The organism is Lacticaseibacillus baoqingensis (assembly GCF_003946165.1).
GTDB classification, from domain to species: Bacteria; Bacillota; Bacilli; order Lactobacillales; family Lactobacillaceae; genus Lacticaseibacillus; species Lacticaseibacillus baoqingensis.
On the sequence record NZ_RHOI01000028.1, the window covers coordinates 1 to 19,025 of the forward strand.

Below are 19,025 nucleotides of genomic sequence, written 5' to 3' on the forward strand. Positions count from 1 at the left end.
CAGGTGTCTTTTTGTTATCTAAAAAGGGTCTAGCATCTCCAGTGTTGATTACTACCAACACCAAAAATTCTAGACCCGAAAAAATGTCCTGTTCACCAAATAAGTCTTCAATTTCATCGCGTGCAGCTTGATTATCTGGTACACCTTCCAACACTGATTTTACAATTTGAGTAGAAACATCTTTTTTAGAATATAGTTTCCCATTCTCTTTAAAGAAAAATTCAACTATCTTCTGTCCTTTGGAGTCAACTACCTCCTTTCCGTCTAGCCAATCGCTTATCATTTTTTTCATAGTCCAACCAGCTTCCAGGTCAACTTCAGAAGCCAAGTATCCATCCTTAAATATCATTTGTCCGTGAATAAGTATTTTCTCAGAACCAGAAATCTCACCTGTAATAACCTTATCTTTTCCTTCATAGCGAACCACACCTGCCGGAAAATGAATAATTGATGCTGGATGCCTACCATCAATTTTCTTATTAGTTCTATCAACTGAAAATTGAGACTCTCCCAAATAGTTAAAATGTTTAATCAACCCATCGGACTTAGTTACTACCAAAACATACTCATGGGCCTTGGATACTAGACCGGCATTAATTCCTCTGGGTAAGCGCCAAATTAGAGGCATCACATAGCACTTCTCACCAAACAACTCTTTGATGAGCTTCGTCATGTTGTCTACCTCCGCATCATCGATACTTACAAACATTACGCCATCTTCACGTAACAAATTTCTTGCAAGCTTTACTCTTGGATAAATCATATTTAACCAATCAGTATGAAATCTACCACTAATATCAGCATTAGTTGATAGTCTATTCCCTTCGCTATCAATTTGACCGGTTAATTCATAATAGTTTTTTAAGGGATTGGAGAAATTATCTTTGTAAACAAAGTCTTTCCCAGTGTTATAAGGTGGATCAATATACACTGCCTTAATTTTATTGGCATATGACTTCTGCAAAATTTTCAACACTTCTAGGTTGTCGCCCTCAATATAAAGGTTTCCCGTTTCGTCCCAGTTCTTTGATTTGGCTTTATTTGGCTTCAATGTTGCCACGGTCGGTTGCTGTGCTAACTTCATCGCCTGGTTCTTGCCATTCCAAGTAAAGCCATACCGTTCCTGTACCATTTCAACTTCATTTCCGAGAATCAAGCGCAACTTATCAAAGTCAATTTTATTATCAGTTAATGCTTCGGGAAATAATTTCTTTAATTTTTCAATGTTTTGTTCAGTGATATCAATTGAAGTTGAAGTCACTTGATTATTAGCTTTCATAATAGACTTGTTTTCCTTTCAAACTTCCACTTATTGATTAATTTTACTCGAAATATCATCTTGTAATTTTTTCAGTTTCAACTGCTTGTCAATCTTTCGATTTAACTGATGCTCTTTCTTAATTTGACCGCGCAAATCCTCAATTTGTTTTCTTAAATCATCCAACTGGTCTTTTTCTTCTCCAGTAATATTGCCAACCTCTTCACCATACTCCACCTTAGCGGTAGCTGTTACGATCCCATCACGCAGCCCATCATAGAAAACCTTTAAATTCTGCCTTGGCAAGCCGTCCATTGATAACTCATGCAGAACTTCTTCAAGTTTTTCATCTTGATAGATAGGGGAAGGATATACGTTAATAATCTTCAAGAACCCCGAGGCTACCTGCTCAAATCGACCAGTGTAGATCATAAAACTAGAGGGTTCGTCAATTAGTACCACCAGCGGGTAAGGCATCAACCGTGACAGCATCTTGTATATTTTTTCCGAATCACCCCTATTTTTCGTCTGCACGTATAGAAATTGGATCTCCTGATATAGTTCCCTATCGTCCTTATAGACGGCAATATGCGTGTTATCGGACCTAAAGCTGGCAATCAGGTAAATGCTTTGCACAGTATCCTGTAAAAACTGCTTGTCAGCTGTGTTCTTCATGTGCGGGTATATTTGCGTTTTCGGAATGTTACGATTGATAATCGTCGCAGTTGGAAATTTCCACCATCTAATTATATCTTTTGTTTGCACTGTTTCGCCTACCTAATAATTAAGAATGAAATTAACTCGACATCATCTAAGCCGTCTAGCAGTTCAGTTTGAACCGTGGTTCCACCAGGAACGAACAGAGAACCCATCCCCACTTCATCCTGTTTTCCACGAATGGCTTCAATAGCCTTGCTTAGGATGTCCGAGTACACCGACATATCTTTACCACCATCTGTTTCTGCATAGAACGCATTAACAAGTGGCTGATTTACCGTTTTCTTCCCTAAGGTTAGCTTTTTAAAGAAATCCAAGACCTGTTTAGCATACATGTAGTTGGTCTTTACGGTCCCATCCATTCGCATATAAACCACGATGTACGGCAAGATGCTGTTTTCTTGCCCCATCTCATCTTTGTTCTGCTTCAAGGTCAAGATGACACCAGGTTCTGCCTCTGGAAACTCTGATGCATCCGTAATGGCGTACATACCCAACGGTGCATCATTCAGCAATTTCTCATACCCCTTCAAGGCATTCTGTAAGTCTGATTTAAAGTCGTTAAAAGTCATGTCGGTGATGGAGATCGCACCATTAACGTCTTCCAAATCAATAACCTGCGTTTGTAGCTGTTCGAGCTGTTTCTTGCGATATTTTAAGTCATTCATTTCTTTGTTCGACTTAGTGTTCAATAAGTCATCTTCGCCGGTTGCTGCTGTATTCAGCATAACCATCCGTCCCTTAACACGCTGTTCCAAGTTAAGATATGTATCCAAATCCACGTTTGGCCAGAAGTTTACTAATTGAATTTGCTTATTCTGTGAGCCGATACGGTCAATACGCCCGAAACGCTGAATAACACGTACAGGGTTCCAGTGGATATCATAGTTAATCAGGTAATCTGCATCCTGCAGATTTTGCCCTTCAGATATGGTATCCGTTGCAATCAACAAATCAATCTCCTCAGTAGCGTTCGGTTTGATTTTGCCTCGACCTTTTGAAATCGGCGAGAAATTCATCAGAATGTCATCCATATCGTTAACGGAGACGCCATTCATTGTAGTCAGATTAGAAGCTGAACCACCTGTGATTAAAGCGGAATTTAATCCGTAAATCTGCTTCACTTTGTCGACGAGATTCTCATACAAGTAATTGGCGGTATCAGCAAAGGCCGTGAAAATAATAACCTTTTTGTTGTTGCCATTGATGGGGTGGCTGTACTTGTTCTTGAGAATCTTCTCAAGGTCTAACAGCTTATCGTCCTTTTCAGGCGTGACTTGATGGGTTGAAGCCTGCAACTTTTTCAACGATACGAGGTCTTCATTCAGTGCCTGTGACCACTTCAGTAAGTCCATATCCCCGATCAGAATTTTGGTCTTTGTCCCAACCGCTTGTTCATCAAAGGCGCTTTCTAAGTCTTCGTCATCAAAGTCGGTAATGCTTGGCATTTCTACTTGGCCCGATTGATGTGCCTCGATATTAGCTAGAATATCTTCAATGCCATTAACCATGCGATCAAGCGTCAACCCGAACGAGTAAACGGAGCTTTCGAGACGCTTAAACAGATTTGCCCGAATCAAATTACTCAGGGATTGCTCACGGTCAGTCTGTTTAAATGAGGATGTTCCATCCTTAACCTGCGTATCATACAGATCTTCGTAGTACTTGCGCTTCACAGATAAGACATACTGCAATGGTTGATACATGGCCATGTTCAATTCACCAATGGAGTCATAAACGTATTGCAGAGCGGGAAATTGTCCAGAAGCGTCAATATCGGGCTTCACTGTCATCGGTTTTAAACGCTCAGGAAAGTCACCAATCGATGCCGTGTCATAATATTTTTCAATATGTTTCCGGCTGCGAGCAATAGTTAGCATATCCAGCAACTTAAAGTAGTCCGGATTTACTGCGTCCAAGAAGTTTTGAGTCGTTCGTTCGTTTTCATCTAAGGTTTGCCACTGATTGAACGCTCGTTGCGCTAATCGTAGGGTATTATCAATGTCGTCGATTCCATACTCGGATAAGGCGTCTGTCTTTCCTTCAGTAATAAATCCAATCTGATTCTTCAAATCATTCATTCGGTTGTTAATAGGGGTTGCTGACAGCATCAACACCTTGGTCTTACGTCCGCTTTGTATCACATCTTCCAGTAACCGCTGATACCGAGTCTTCTTATCATGATTTACACCCGTATCATTGTTACGGAAGTTGTGTGATTCATCAATTACTATCAAGTCAAAATCCGACCATAAGAAGGAATCTAACTTAATACCGTCACTTTCACCTGTGGTACGGCTAAGGTCAGTATGGTTTAAAACGGTGTAGTTGAAATAGTCATCAACCAGCACATTGCGGACATCTGGACGCGTATAGACGGTCCAGTTATCACGCAAACGTTTCGGTGCAAGGACCAGTACACGCTTACGTTGAAGTTCAAAATACTTAATCACTGCTAAAGCAGAAAAAGTTTTACCCAATCCAACCGAATCCGCAAGAATTGCACCGTGGTATTTTTCCAGCTTACGAATTAAGCCCATTACGCCATCTTTTTGGAACTGATACAATTTGTTCCACACCACTGAATCCTTAAAACCAGACCCATCAGGTGCAATATCCTGCTCATCTAACTCACTGAGCTTGTCATGGAAAATGTGGTATAGCGACACAAAATAAATCCACTCCGGTGAATTTTCTTGATAAATCGTCCTAATCTTTTCCAAGACATTATTAGTTACTTCTTTGGACTTTTTCGGATCATTCCAGACACTATCAAAGTCAGCTTTTATTCCTGCAAAGTAGTTTGGATCAGCACCATCGATTGCAGTCATTGATGAAACGTTATTAGATTCAGTAATTCCAAGGCCATCCGATGTAAACTTAAACATTGCCGGGACAACCAGGCTACCTTCATCATCATTATTGTCAATAAGTAGTTCATCCAGTGCGCTCCGGTTCTGTGCTAATTGTCGAACCTTCACCTTATCTTCAATCAGCTCTGCAGTTTCACGAGCAATAAAAGCTGAATTCATCTTATTTCGAAGCTTTATTTCATATTTGTTTCCAGAGATATCTTCCTTATCTTGCGCGATCTCATATCGCTTTAAAAAGCTAGTCTCTTCCTTTTCAAAGAACGACTTGGTGAGAACTAACCTTAACTCTTTTGAACGTTTAATCTCTTTTTGAAGGGCATGGAAAGCAAAAATCGAAAACGCAGCAGTCTGAATACTGATTTTCGAGTGCTTTGTCACTTTTTTACTCACCAGCTTTTCGAGCGTGTTGTCGCCCTTATTGTCAATCAACCGTAAATCCATCAATGTCCTCCCCAGATCATAATTAAAACTCTCATATCTTACCCACATAACCATCAATGAAAATCAACTTACCAAAATGATTTCTTCCACTCCATCCCTACACCACTGGCTCGTCATACAACGCACTACTTTTAAGCACCAGCAATGTTTATCTCATCTTCTCAGAGGAAATCAACTTTGCGAATCATTGATTCTCCCACAGGATAATTGCATCGTAAGGAAACGATACCGCCGTAGTACATTATTATGTTTCTGCGTATTAACTTACATTCACAAGTTATACTCACTGAAAACATCAAACACTTCAGTGGAAATTTCTGGTGTAAGCTCCTGGAGCCTAACTTCATCAATAATGTGCGGCAAGGATATCTTCCCGTTACAAACGATGAATCCCAGATTGTGTAATTAGGGTCCTTTAAAGTATTACATATTTTCCCTGAAAACTTTAGTTCTGAGCCTGACAGTATCGATAACCGTTGCAACCACACATCCAAATATTCTAGATTTGGAGTATTCTCTAACTTCGTTGTGATCTTGGATACTATCTCGGCAGATTTGCTAGGTTCCTGTTGTCCTTTTAGGGGTAGCTTACTGAGTACGCCGACTCCCGGTGCGACAGCCTTCGGGTTCTTGCTCACGATGTCTGCTACAATACTTATCAACGGCTCAATTAATTCCTCAATCTCATTTTGTTGATCTAACCTTTTTGCAAACGATATTAGAGCCTTACTGATACTTCCAGAATTTGGAAATTTTTTTGATAACCAAAGAATTTCCAGGAGATGTTTTTGTAATGTTAACTGATAATTAACCCTACGATATTTTCCATCCCAGACTTTCGGCATTATGATTGGCACTCTTGAATTCCAGTAGACTTTATCCGGTTTAATAGCCGATTCAATAATATCGGAGACAAGCCCTGTTTTGTTAGTATTAAAATGCATATTCAGGTCAAAAAGTACATCAGCAAATACTTTTACAATCTTCTCAGCAATTTCCTTACTATTTGAAAAGATTCTATAATCATCGCGATATCTAACGACTTGCCAATCTACGTCATTCAGATTCTTCAATTTTTCAGAAAGGAGTATGTCGGAATACCCTAGAACAATCTCAGCAATAAAATTAAATAGTTCTCCACCTTGTGGAATACCATTTGTTTGATTACATTGAAGCCTTTCTACCGTCCGATCCAGTGGATGTGCAAAAGACTTGTCATTAACAGTTGGTAATGTCCGTTCTAATGCAGTACGCATACTCTAGTGAGTTTACGATTGAGGTCTGTTCTAACTGTTCCCACCAATTTAAAATAGTCTCTGCGGTATCACCTATTTTTCCAGTTGACTCAACAGGCAGACTAATACATCTGATTTTCGGATCAGACTCGAATAAATCAAATCTATCAAGTAATTCCTTCCAATGCCAGTCCTCAGTTATTTGTTCAACAAGGTCAGCATATAAGAGCGGATATACAATTTTAACTTCTCACCAATCGTATCCTGCATCCTTGTTCAAAATAATAGAGTAATTAGCGTTTTCGGCAGTCTTAAGGATATTGCCATTAATCATCGATTTGAGTTTGCCGCCTGAGACTTTTGAAAAGGCAAAATCAAGCACTGGCTGAAAGTCAAATTATTCCGGCAATACCATATTTGCATAGCTACTTGATTTAAGAAATAGGGCACGCGCTTCTGCGGCCGTCCTTTCAAGTACACTCTTTCTTTCAGAGGACATCCCAATCATCACCGCCATCAATCAGTTTCACTATTTTTACCACGAATTATAGACTTATAATCCCCGTCAACTCGACCAAATAGGCCACCTTGACGGGGATCTTCACGGGAAATTTAATATTCCAATTTCATATACAAACGGGCTAGATTGCTATTATCGGATTCATCCTACCAAATCGCACCTATTCGTTTGAAGAATCTTTGATATCTTCGAGGATAACGTTTTGCGCTTGCTTGATTTGGTCAGGAGTTGCAGTGAGTGTGGTTTCAAAAGCATTAATCAACCGGTTACCCATCGGTCGGAAAGTAATCAAGGTCAGACCACAAGAGACAAAGCCCCCTATAACAGGGAGTGACTTAGAAATCACAGCGGAGGTTGATTTTCTCGTGACGGACACGCCAATGTAGCCGGCAATCTTTTTCAATAGCGGATACCACGTTGTGCGAGTGACCGCAGTTGCCATAAACTTCTTGCTTAGTGTATTACTCAATCCCTTGGAGATAAACATCAACGCGGAATTTGCTGAGGCCACGCCCAACATCACACCGAGATAGATCATGACATCACGCTCGCCGTCTTCGGACAATATCCCCTCTTCAGTGAAGAGATTTTCTTGACCGTAAATATAAGCAACCTTTTGGGCCATACGTAAGGAAAATCCATAGTATTAGCAGTACCTGTTCCGACAGCGACAGCGATATTTGAGGGCAATCCCGCGGCAAATGAAATCGTCGAGGTCTTCTCGGTATCGTGCATGACGACGCGACGGGCAGTCTTAGTCAGCTGTTCCAATGAGTAGACAGTTTGCGGGCCATCTCTAAGAATCGACATCAATTCGACTTCTGTGGCACGTTGAAATAATTTGGTTAGAAAAATGCGACGATCAACACGAACGACTGGTAGCGCTAGGGCCTTGGAAACTATATCAGGAAGCATACGTTCAGTTTGATCAGACATGGCGAACTCCTTAAGAAGAGAATGAGTGATTAGAGATATGATTTTGCTTTATTGGCAGCATAGTACCAAACTGAGTTGTTAGCAAGCACCTCTCCAAGACCGCTTAGATTCCTGGCTCTAACAACGGTGAAGAGGATAAGTGCGAGCTGACAAACTCAAAAAATCCCCGCCAACTCAGCCCACATTCGGCCCAAACTTGGCGGGGATTCTGGTGGGGAGCGTAACATATCCCGCGCCAATCGTATCCTTTACATTTTTCGAAATGCCATTAATTACATCAGCATCTCGGCTTTAAACGACTTATTCCCATTCAAGGAAAGTTGGCCCTTATAAAACATTGGTATATCAACGTTTTCAGGCTCTTAATTTCCATTTTGGCAGGGTTTTGGCAGGCTAGTATTTTATTGACTGATTGCCATTAAAATCGACGCCTGATTCAGTCGCCGAATCAAATTTGATGTTGCCACTCATCTTAGCCGCAAGCTCCTCATCACCACGGCTCCACAGATGCGAATAATGCTTCAACGTGATTTCTGGTGACGAGTGGCCTAATCGCTTCGATACATGTAACACATTCGCGTTAAATTCGTTGATCAAGTAACTCACATGTGAGTGCCGTAAACCTTTAGCTTGAATATCCACAACATCTGCCAGCTTCGCATAACGCGTGATCACTTTCATCACCGTTGAGCGATACGTCGGCTTGCCCGTTGCACTCATCACAAAGTTTTTCACGCCATGTGCTTCTTGAACGGCCTGCCACTCTTTCAATACAGCGATCGTATCATCATCAAGTGAAATGGTACGCATACCCTCTACTGTCTTGGTATATGGTTTGCGCGTCCAATCATTTTGGTTTCTCATATCGAGCGTATGATGAACGCGCATCTTCTTACTACCAAAGTCAATATCGCTCCACCAAAGCGCCAGCCCTTCGCTGACACGAATGCCGGTCATATAATAAACCCACAACATGACGAAACACATATGCTCGTAGAAGTCCTCGCAATAGATTTTTGACAGGACTGCTTCAAACTCGTCCTTCGTCCAAAAAGCGACGACAGCTTTACCTTTAGGAATGGCCTTAGTTCGCTTTGAAATATTACTTGATAGAAAGTTGAGTGTCACCGCATAATCCAACGTTGTTCGCAGCATTGTGTACACCAGCGACGAGTACGCTTGCGATAGCCCTGAATCATTAAGCAACCAGATACGGAACCGCTCACAGTCGCCAACTTCGATGTCACGTAACTTCATTTTACCGAAACGGTCAGTAAGAATCTTCATGGTTGATTGCCGCGAGTTCCACGTACTATCTTCAACAATCGAGCGATAATATGGCTTATAGGTCTGAGCCATGAACTCGTCATAGGTCAAATTGTAGTTGATCAGCCCGTTTGAGAGTTGATACTCATGCTTGACGCGAATTAGCTCTTTGTGCGCGGCATAGGCGGTAGCAAAGGGCTGGCCTAACTGATCTTTACGACTTTTACATTGAATGCGCTCGCCGGTTGCTTTATCTACCCCCAATTCAGTTTGATAGAAGAATTTTCCGTTGGCGTCCGAATAGACACCGGTATATTTTGTTTTAGGCATGGTCTTGCTCCTCGTTTCCGAGTGAACAGCCAATGATTTCTTCGACAACGCTAAGTGGTACATCACCTAGCCGACGATTACTGTAAAACGGGTAGCCTCTTTGCACCATGATGATCTTGGCTTGGCGGATGATCATCATCGCCGTATGTTCTCGATAATGACCAAGCCGCATCAATTCGGCTTTATTGATTGTACTGCTTTTCATGGTTACCTCACTTGTAATGTTTTCCCTGCCTGTGAGATAATCAATCCAGATAGGACCCATATCTTATCTGTGTGAGGTGACTACTTGCTTTGGACGGCATAGTCACCTTTTTGATTACCCACGATTTCTTGACGTTCGAGTACTGCACCATTACATATCAACGGTCGCAGGATTCTAGAGCTTGTCCTCATTCTTCAACACATAATCAATTTTCTTGACAATCTCATCCAGTTTGTCTAACGGCAATCGGGTAATCTTGCCTGGGAACATCCGCACCTTGTTATCATCGTCCAGAATTGGCATCGCATCCTCATCGTAAAGTGGATGCGGCGCAAAAAAATTCATCACATGATCGACTTGGTAGGCAATCTTGTCTAGATCAGAAGCTGAGTAATGATCCATCAACGTGCCAATCTGGAAAATAGTTCTGATTCTCTCATCGTATGCGTCAATGCGATCTAAGACATCTGGTACATCATTCAAGGCTACTTCTTTTGGCGAACCAAACAACTCAACTGGTGTTGCATTAAACACCTTGGCAAATTTTTCGAGCGTCTCAAACGTTGGATAGCGCACCCCGCGTTCAATGTTTGAGATGCTTTGTTTTTTTACACCAATCTTGTTAGCCAAGTCTTCCTGCGACATATCGTACTGCTTCCGCAGACGCGCAACGTTGCGGCCGAAATTTTCAATCATTCTAATCACCTCATTTTTATTCGGGAAGTCCCCGTAAGCACATCATAAATGGAGTTGTTTATAAAGTCAACATGGATAGTCCAGAAAGTTACCAAATAGTTCGAATTGTTTTTAATTGACATCTAAACCCAAATGGATTATTCTGTGTTTACGAGCTCGATAGTTTCCACATGAGTTCTGATTGAACTACTAGAAAACTAAAAAAAGAAGGTGAGCATGAACGCTAGACGTATTTCAGCAGTCGCTCTCAATATAACTCTGAGTAGTATGCCCCGGTCGGCACGGCCAACGGCATAAGTGCCGGCCGAGGGCAAATCACAATTCAGGGTGCCTTTCTAATAGCACCCTGTAAGGAAACAAATAAATGCGCAAACCAGCCTGCGCATGAGCATCAATACCGTGTTGCATCAAGCTTCCACGGCAATGTTAAAATTTGCGACTAGCCGCAACTTTAAGGAGGTGAACAATATAGCTACATCGCAACCTACCACGCAAAACGTACTCGGCAAAGTCGACTGGTTACAAATCATCTTCGTAAATGTCCAATGGCAAACCGTCTTCTCTGACGTCTTATTGATCACACCTGACTGCGTGACCAGTGAAGCTGGTTCGTTAAAGCACGAAGAGTATGACATTGTTTATGCCTGCGGATCAATTCGCTACTACACCACCGAAGACCATGGCACTCGCGGCACTCTCGTCATGAGCGGCCAAGCCTGTACCATGTATGAATGGGGAATGTTAGCATCCGATACCCAACAAAACGTATTCCAAGAACTCGCCTTACGGATTATCGAACTGGCAACCAACCGCGCTGCCACGTTTGAAATCAGTCGCCTCGATCTGGCGCTAGATGATTATAATACCAAGCCATTCTTTGGCATTGATACCATCATCGGCAAGGTACGCCGCAAGCAGTTCTTATCCAAGGGTCGTTCTGTACAATTAGTTGATAGTGAGTTCGATAAGCGTACTCGGTCTAAGACCCAACAAATCGGGTCTCGCGGCTCCAACTGCATGTTCCGATTCTATGAGAAGGGTAAAGAACTGGCGCATAGTCTCTCCGGTGTTGATCGCGAACAAATGTTGGAAGAAGCGCCACAAATTCGACTGGAAGCAGAAACTCGTCACGACACTGCCAAAAGTCTGCTAATGGCAGTCGCATATATGACCCAAGAGCAGACACTGAGTAATCTCATTCGCGGTTTTGTCAAAACCGAGCTGAACTTCTACACGTCAACTGACTACAGAACCGTCTCCCGCTGGTGGACAAACTTTCTCAAGCCTTGTTTTGTACCAACGATTCGGCGACAGAAGCCACGAACAGACTTCGATAAGTCAATGTATTGGTTTGAACACCAAGGCGGCTTTGCAATCACCCAAGCACTATACTTCTTGGTCAGCCACCAAATGATTGTTCCGCCTACACTGCTAGCGGAGGATCCAGAATACCTGTGGAACTCAGAGCTTGCCAACAAGTTGATTGATTTTGTGATCATCAATGACCGGCCAGACTTGGTTCCATTGATCCAAAGACGCATCAAAAAACCGCTCACTCCTGAACAGTGAACGGCTTAGGCAAATACCCAATGACAAGTATACTCAACTTTGAAAGGAAATTACACTATGGCTAAAATGTTAAGCATGCGCGATTTCGACTACTCCAAGATCGGCAACATCTTTGAACTAGACGAAGTCACCCCTAAAATGGCAACTGAAGAACGCCTTGATGATTCTGGCAACAAAATCATGGGCAATGATGGTACACCGCGGAAATTCAACACGGATGAAATTGTCGGCTATAAGTATTCCGTCACGATTCTGGAAGGTGAACATCGTAAGAAGTCCACTCAGATCACCGTTGCTGGTCTCGACTGTCCAATCAACAACGCGGAAATCATGAAACGTGACAGCGTGAAATGCCGCTTTACCAGCTTGGAACCGAGCATGGTCGGCAACCCCATCTACTACAAGGCTGAAAAGATTGAATTAGTGGCCCCGCAGGCCAAATAGAAACACTCTGGGCTACCCAATCTAAACGGGTAGTCCTTTTTCTCGCAATTCTACTTGGTCAGTTGCCGATAACGTTCAAACAGCATGGCGACGGTATCACTCTCGGTGGTGCCTTTAATTGTCAGCCCATATGCCCGCATAACGGCTCGATCATTATCTTGGTGGGCTTTGCGCAGTTCAGGAACTGTCGCCAACGGATCATAGAGATCAGCTAAGCTACTATCCGGGTAAAGTTTACGGGCATCGAGAATCCCCTGGGCTGTTTGTTCAATCTGCGCCTTTTGCTTATCATCAACTTCTGGCCACGGGAAATTAGAGTACGTAGATGGGGTATAGCGATAGTCACTCTTCATCCGTCCAGTAACTGTCCGCATCCATGCCATATGCACATTTGATGTCATCACACCAAACATAAATAAATCCGCGTTCGGCACTAAATATACCGTATTACTGGCGATAATATCTGGCGTCATCCAGCCAATCGGCACGTAGCGTCGGTTCTCACTAGAGACTTCTGGTACGACCAGATAATTCGAATCCGGTTGTCTAATTTGGGTAAACAACGCCGGAGTCTCAGCCAATGTCTGTACAGATTTCGTTGGACTTTGTCGTCGCATCTCTGCCACCGCAGACAAACGAGCCATAATTGGCGGAACGGATCGGAACTGATTTGGCGCTACATCCTTCAGCCATAAGCAATACCGCTCCAAGTTGTTGATGAAGTCTCTGGAGCCAACATAACGACGAATATAGCTTTCTGTTTGCGGGTACTGCTTAATTAACGCCACTCGTTCCGCCGGTGAAAGAATCAGATTACCGCCATCCACCGGCTTACTACCTTGCGACATCACTGGAAACTGAGAACCAGACACGCTAATCTTTCGCCGAGGTTGTGGGTAAACGTTCGCTCCTGCGGTCAGATACGCGTTGATATGGCCAACTAACTTCATCTGGCCGCCTTCATACAAGCGCTTCTTCTCCTTGCGTGGGTAGCTGGTGAATCCAATGATAACCACATGGACTTGTGCCTTTTCCTTGGCCTCACTACTCCATCGAAATGTCCGGTACGCAAATTGAATCTCAATGCCTTTCTCAAACAGTTTTGGCCAAAGTGTTGGCGCTTGCTCACCTTGCGTGATCGAGTTAGTCGAAACAAAGGCGACCTCGGTCGTCTTACCTTGAATGAAGTCAGCTGCTTTGTTGTACCACGCCGCCACATAATCCAGCTTGCCGTACTTGCTAAAATCATGGAAGGCAATATCCATATCCGCAGCTTGCGCTCGTGTCCGCTTCTCGTGACCATAAAATGGTGGATTGCCAATGATATAAGTAATCCGTTCACCGCCAACTACCGTTTCCCAATCAAGTCGGATGGCATTTCCTTCTGTGATGTTGGTATACGTCTTTAATGGTAAGAAGTCCATATTGGCGTAGACAATCGCCGCCGTTTCTTCCATCATCTGCGATTCAGCAATCCACAGAGCGGTCTTGCCAACGGATACTGCAAAGTCATTGATTTCAATGCCATAGAATTGTTGAATGGACACCTTAATCAATTCGTCATCGACTGCCAACATACTTTCATTCCCATAAATCAAGCTGATAACCTGATTTTCAAGCTTCCGCAATGATAAATAGGTTTCAGTCAGAAAGTTACCTGAACCACACGCTGGATCAAAGAAATGCAAGTTACCAAGTCGGGATTGAAAATCTGTTGCCCGTTGAATCATGGTCTTACGTTGCTTAATCTGCTTGATCTCAGTCAGTTCATCCCGGAGACCATCTAGAAACATTGGGTCGATAACTTTATGAATATTGGCAATCGAGGTATAGTGCATGCCACCTTCACGCCGCGTATCGGGGTTCAAGGTACTTTCAAACACCGCACCAAAAATTGTTGGACTGATCTCTGACCAGTCGAACTCCTTACTGGCTTTATCTAGAATCAAAGCGCGCAACGAATCAGTGAATTGTGGAATCTCAACTTCCTCATTAGCAAACATTCCGCCATTAACATACGGAAACTCAGCCAACTTTTCTTCCAGGTATGGGTCACGTTTATCGATTGGTGTATCCAATACACGAAATAGATCAATCAACGCCGTGCGCAGATGCCGTGTCTCAAATTCATTGAGATAGTCGTGAAACATACCGTGACGGCCAAAAATACCGGCATCTTCGGCGTACAGGCAAAACACTAGCCGCACAGACAACTCGTTAATACTACGCTGACTGCTGGCATTAGTAGGATCACGATATTGCGTGAAAAGTTCATCGTAAATCTTGCCAACCAGCTCACCGGCTTGCATTGAAACTTCCATCTCTTTATCGAGATGTGGGTTCAACTGATCAACGATAAAGTCCAGACGATAATACTCAGTCGGTAAGTCCTTAAGCTGGATCACTGCCGGCTCGCCATTAGGTTGCTCCATATCGTATACAAAAAACTGGGTGAAGTTGCTCGTGATGATCCAGCGCGGCCGCTTAGAGTAGGGTAGATTAGCGGAGTACCGTTTTGCTTGCTCAAACGGGGACAGCAAACTGCCGTCAGATTGCCGGATGCCGTCAAACAAGCTCTTATTGCGGCCTTTCTGTTCAATTAGAACCTTAGTTGTGTCAATGAAGCCGTCAATAAAGCTGGTATGATCCAGCATTACTCGGTCTTCAAAGCTGATGTACTCACCGGGATTGGGAATATCATAAACAGTCTCCAGCAAGTCCAGCCAGAAGGTCTGGCTATCCTGTCGTTCATTACCACGATCTTGCCAACGTTTAACAAAAGCCGTGGCGGCACGTTTTTGATCTGCTTCCTTCATGAAACAGCCTCGATTCGTCAGTATTATATTTCAAGTATCACGCATCAACCATATAAAGAAAAGCGCCAGTCTCGAAAGTTCCGAAAACTGACGCTCACAAACATTGGGACATCTCTATATTCTAAGTGAATTCAACTTTGAGCTTCTTTCCCAGCGCAAAGGCAATCTTACTCATGGTGTCAAAGCTAGTATTCTGGCCATGCTCAATGCGTGCAATCGTTGATTGTGGTACGTCTGCCCGCTCGGCTAGTTCTCGTTGGGTCAAACCAGCGCGTTCACGCTCGCTCATCAACGCCACTGCGCTCTCAAGTTTGGCAGATTCGGCATCAAAGCCTGCCTTGAATTCAGGGTCTTTAAGTTGCTCAGCGAGATAATCGTCAAAAAGAATATTCTTTGCCATGTTACTTACCTCCCAAATTATCGTAGTATTCTGTCCTGAGTTCTTTCGCGTGATTAAGTTCAGATACCGGCGTCTTCTGGGTCTTCTTCGTGAAGCCATGCGTAATCACATAACGCGGGCCTTCAACGTGGAAGTACAAACCCCGCTGGATATTAGATCCCGTTGTCCGAAGCTCAAAGATGCCATCTGAGATTTTTCTGATCCACATTTGGCGCGCCGCCACCTGCAAACCAAATTTCTGTGTCTTAGCAATGACGGTGACCAGCTTCTGCTTTTCCACCGGCTTCAAACTATCTAAGAATTCTTGGAATTCATTGTGTCCACTTGGACGCGTGTAAAACTCGAACTTAGGATTTTCCATGAGTTCAGTATACACCGAACGAGTCTGAATATCAATATATGCTATCATGGTAACCAAAGTATTCAGCAATCAAAACTTGAGATCGTTAATAACTGATTTCACGTTGTCACGCTGTTTATTCTTAAGTTCACGCTCCCGTTCTTGTCTTTGCTGTTCCTGAATCACCAACTTCTTATACTGCTTGTTTGTTTCTTGGATCACTAATTTCAGTGTCTCCAAGTGGTAGTCGCGCACTTCCTCAATAGTGGTTCCATCGAGAATAATTCGATTTCCGCGAACGCTTGCAATATCTCCTCGATGCATAGTCGTGAACCTTGGAGGAAACCGCCAATTTTGCAGGAATATTTGTTGCCAAACTCGATTAGGTGAATGATTCAAGTGAAACGGTACAACATACAATGCAGATCCCGGCGTACCATCGTTACGTGGCTGAGTTACCTCGTCAGAATCAATACTTGTCAACATGATCTGCATATTCTCGTCATCATCAACACTAGTCATCACCACATCAGATTCATCAGCGACTTTGACAACCTTTGATGAAGAGGAATTTCGACTAGAACGGTTAATCGTAGAAAGCCCCAAAATCGTTCTTTTGAGTTTCTCAAATGACCGCTGAAATAGTTTGGTTTCTACATTATCGGATAAGTCCGAAGCAAGCTTTGACGCCAAAAACACTGGAACGATTTCATCCCGATAAGCTTCAAAAGTGACAGGAAGAAATTTCTTCACTGCTTCATTCTTTGACAGGCTCGCCGCCATAATTGATGCTTCGTAGCCAACTCCACCCTGCCTGTCATCTGCACGTTTCTTATATCCCGGAGTAAGAATCACAATAATGTAGTCCGATTCAACAAGATTCCTTTCCATAAATAGTGGTAAGTCATCTCCAATTTCCAGATCGCGTTCATCAATGACAACATGAATTCCGTTTTCTTCCAGTAACTGAATAAGATGGTCAAGTTTTTCACCATCAGCTTCTGAGTGCAGGTATGAGATAAAAACTGTTTTCATACAAGGTCTCACTTTCTATTATGGTATTATCCAAGCTTAGCTCTCTAAATTTTACCACGAGTAATAGCTATTCCGATGAGAAAAGCCAGCCCAGATTTCTCTGAACTGGCTCTAAAGTTTGGCAGGATTTTGGCAGGGAACCAAGTAAATTCTACCCATTTCAACCCGTTTCACTTCATCTGAAATGCCGTTAAATCAAGCTTTTCACTTCAAGTGATACCTGCATTTTATTCCCATTCCACCGTTGCTGGCGGCTTGCTGGTAATATCATAAACTACGCGATTGATGTGCCCGACCTCATTAACGATGCGCGCAGAGATCTTCTGCAAGACTTCCCAATCGATGCGGGCAAAGTCGGCGGTCATGCCATCGATGGAGGTGATAGCACGAATGGCGATGGTGTAATCGTAGGTCCGGCCATCGCCCATGACGCCGACAGAGCGGAAGCCTGGCAAGACGGTAAAGTATTGCCAGATGTCTTCGTCTAAGCCAGCTTTTTTGATTTCATCACGCAAGACAGCGTCAGATTCACGCACGATCTCCAGCTTGTCTTCGGTGACTTCACCAAGGACGCGGATCCCTAGGCCTGGGCCTGGGAACGGCTGACGCCAAACCAGGGCATGCGGAATGCCAAGGCGTTCGCCGAGTTCGCGGGCTTCGTCTTTGAACAGCTTGTTTAACGGTTCGATCAGCTTGAACTTCAAGTCGTCTGGCAAGCCGCCAACGTTATGATGCGACTTGATGGTTTGCGCGGTATCAGTCCCGGATTCAACCACGTCGGTGTACAGCGTGCCTTGCGCCAGGTATTCGATGCCGTGCAATTTGCGCGCTTCGGCGTTGAAGACTTCGATGAAGTCGCGGCCGATGATCTTGCGCTTTTGTTCCGGATCGGTGATGCCTTTGAGATCGCCTAAGAAGCGTTCATGCGCGTCGACTTTGATGATCTTGACGCCCAAGCCCTTGCCTAAGGATTCCATCACTTGATCGGCTTCGTTTTTACGCAATAAGCCGTGATCGACGAAGATCGCCGTCAGTTGGTCACCGATGGCCTTGTTCAACAGCGCTGCGACCACCGAGGAATCGACCCCGCCGGATAAGCCAAGGAGCACTTTTTTGTCGCCGACTTCTTCGCGGATCGCCTTGACCTGGTCATCGATGAAATCACCCATGTTCCAGTTGGCGGTTGCGCCGCAAACATCGAAAGCAAAATGATGCAAGATCTCATGGCCATACTTGGTGTGCTGCACTTCAGCATGGAATTGGATGCCGTAGAACTTGCGCTGGTCGTCATCCATTGCCGAGATTGGGCAATTGTCGCTGGTCGCCGTCACGCGAAAGCCGGCTGGGGCTTCGCGGACCAAGTCCCCATGACTCATCCACACGGTTTGTTGCTTGGGCAGGCCTTGGAAGACTTTGGCATGGTCGTCGGTCACGGTAATGTCGACCTTGCCGTATTCGCGGTTATCTGCTGGTTCGACCTTGCCGCCGAGGCGCTGGGCCATCAGCTGCATGCCGTAGCAAACCCCTAAGATCGGGATCCCGAGCTTGAAAATGTCCTCATCAACACCTAATGCCCCATCATCATAAACGGAATTCGGGCCGCCAGAGAAAATGATCCCCTTAGGCGCGATTTGTTTCACCTCTTCAGCCGTGATCGTGTGCGGCTTGAGTTCGGAGTAGACCCCGAATTCACGAATACGCCGCGTGATCAACTGGTTATATTGACTGCCGTAATCAAGCACGATGATCTTGTCGTAGTCTTGGTTTGCCAAGCTTTCCCCACGCTCCTTTTCAGTATTGCATTAATTCTACTGATAATTATAGTCGCGGTCAATCAGTGATGTGAAAGTTCTCATATCCCTTTGGCCAACCAGCCCGGCCCCATGGCGTTTTTCGCCGCTTCGCCGCCAGCAAAAGCATAAAACTTGACCCCGCACTTTCCGG

16 protein-coding genes are annotated in these 19,025 nt (G+C 43.9%); 2 read left to right on the forward strand and 14 right to left on the reverse strand.

The genetic code is table 11. The annotated features are described in order from the left end of the window. From EKM91_RS10600 to EKM91_RS10635, 9 genes are all read right to left on the reverse strand, one after another. Window positions 1-1,279 (reverse strand): site-specific DNA-methyltransferase (locus EKM91_RS10600; RefSeq protein ID WP_164508546.1); only part of this gene is annotated, 1,279 nt, incomplete at its 3' end. Window positions 1,280-1,309: 30 nt separating this feature from the next. Continuing rightward, window positions 1,310-2,023, reverse strand: a complete 714-nt coding sequence (locus EKM91_RS10605; protein ID WP_125753894.1) for a DUF4391 domain-containing protein — start codon at window positions 2,021-2,023, stop codon at window positions 1,310-1,312. Window positions 2,024-2,031: 8 nt separating this feature from the next. Continuing rightward, a complete protein-coding gene (locus EKM91_RS10610; protein WP_125753895.1) occupies window positions 2,032-5,289 on the reverse strand; it encodes a helicase-related protein in 3,258 nt (1,085 codons plus the stop codon). A gap of 161 nt (window positions 5,290-5,450) precedes the next feature. Next, on the reverse strand, window positions 5,451-6,545 hold the full coding sequence (locus tag EKM91_RS10615) for an RNA-directed DNA polymerase (protein WP_225419501.1): 1,095 nt from the start codon (window positions 6,543-6,545) through the stop codon (window positions 5,451-5,453). A 659-nt stretch (window positions 6,546-7,204) separates the two neighbouring features. Then, window positions 7,205-7,609 (reverse strand): hypothetical protein, encoded by a 405-nt coding sequence (locus tag EKM91_RS14105; protein ID WP_225419502.1) that lies wholly within the window; start codon window positions 7,607-7,609, stop codon window positions 7,205-7,207. Beyond that, complete coding sequence (locus EKM91_RS14110) at window positions 7,579-7,980, reverse strand: hypothetical protein (RefSeq protein ID WP_225419503.1); 402 nt, start codon at window positions 7,978-7,980, stop codon at window positions 7,579-7,581. The genes EKM91_RS14105 and EKM91_RS14110 overlap by 31 nt, the downstream gene beginning before the upstream one ends. A gap of 393 nt (window positions 7,981-8,373) precedes the next feature. Next, complete coding sequence (locus tag EKM91_RS10625; protein ID WP_125753896.1) at window positions 8,374-9,576, reverse strand: tyrosine-type recombinase/integrase; 1,203 nt, start codon at window positions 9,574-9,576, stop codon at window positions 8,374-8,376. Next, on the reverse strand, window positions 9,569-9,781 hold the full coding sequence (locus EKM91_RS10630) for a DUF3173 domain-containing protein (RefSeq protein WP_125753897.1): 213 nt from the start codon (window positions 9,779-9,781) through the stop codon (window positions 9,569-9,571). Before EKM91_RS10630 ends, EKM91_RS10625 begins: the two co-directional genes overlap by 8 nt. Window positions 9,782-9,955: 174 nt before the next feature. Next, a complete protein-coding gene (locus EKM91_RS10635) occupies window positions 9,956-10,477 on the reverse strand; it encodes a helix-turn-helix transcriptional regulator (protein ID WP_125753898.1) in 522 nt (173 codons plus the stop codon). Window positions 10,478-10,861: 384 nt separating this feature from the next. On the opposite strand from EKM91_RS10635, the gene EKM91_RS10640 reads away from it, so the two are divergent. Both EKM91_RS10640 and EKM91_RS10645 read left to right on the forward strand, forming a co-directional pair. After that, complete coding sequence (locus EKM91_RS10640; protein WP_225419504.1) at window positions 10,862-12,046, forward strand: replication initiation factor domain-containing protein; 1,185 nt, start codon at window positions 10,862-10,864, stop codon at window positions 12,044-12,046. A 57-nt stretch (window positions 12,047-12,103) separates the two neighbouring features. Next, window positions 12,104-12,490 carry a hypothetical protein gene (locus EKM91_RS10645; protein ID WP_125753899.1) on the forward strand — a complete coding sequence of 129 codons (387 nt, stop codon included), beginning with the start codon at window positions 12,104-12,106 and terminating at the stop codon, window positions 12,488-12,490. Between the two features lie 50 nt (window positions 12,491-12,540). Here the strand turns inward: EKM91_RS10645 and EKM91_RS10650 are convergent, their stop codons facing one another. From EKM91_RS10650 to guaA, 5 genes are all read right to left on the reverse strand, one after another. Next, a complete protein-coding gene (locus tag EKM91_RS10650) occupies window positions 12,541-15,306 on the reverse strand; it encodes a DNA methyltransferase (protein ID WP_125753900.1) in 2,766 nt (921 codons plus the stop codon). 121 nt (window positions 15,307-15,427) lie between these two features. Further along, complete coding sequence (locus tag EKM91_RS10655) at window positions 15,428-15,706, reverse strand: helix-turn-helix domain-containing protein (protein ID WP_125753901.1); 279 nt, start codon at window positions 15,704-15,706, stop codon at window positions 15,428-15,430. 1 nt (window position 15,707) lies between these two features. Next, entirely contained in the window at window positions 15,708-16,067 is a 360-nt protein-coding gene (locus tag EKM91_RS10660; RefSeq protein ID WP_003589709.1) for a type II toxin-antitoxin system RelE/ParE family toxin, read from the reverse strand. 69 nt (window positions 16,068-16,136) lie between these two features. Further along, window positions 16,137-17,081 (reverse strand): toll/interleukin-1 receptor domain-containing protein, encoded by a 945-nt coding sequence (locus EKM91_RS10665; RefSeq protein WP_125753902.1) that lies wholly within the window; start codon window positions 17,079-17,081, stop codon window positions 16,137-16,139. 227 nt (window positions 17,082-17,308) lie between these two features. Further along, a complete protein-coding gene (guaA, locus tag EKM91_RS10670; RefSeq protein WP_125753903.1) occupies window positions 17,309-18,853 on the reverse strand; it encodes a glutamine-hydrolyzing GMP synthase in 1,545 nt (514 codons plus the stop codon). Window positions 18,854-19,025 lie beyond the last annotated feature (172 nt).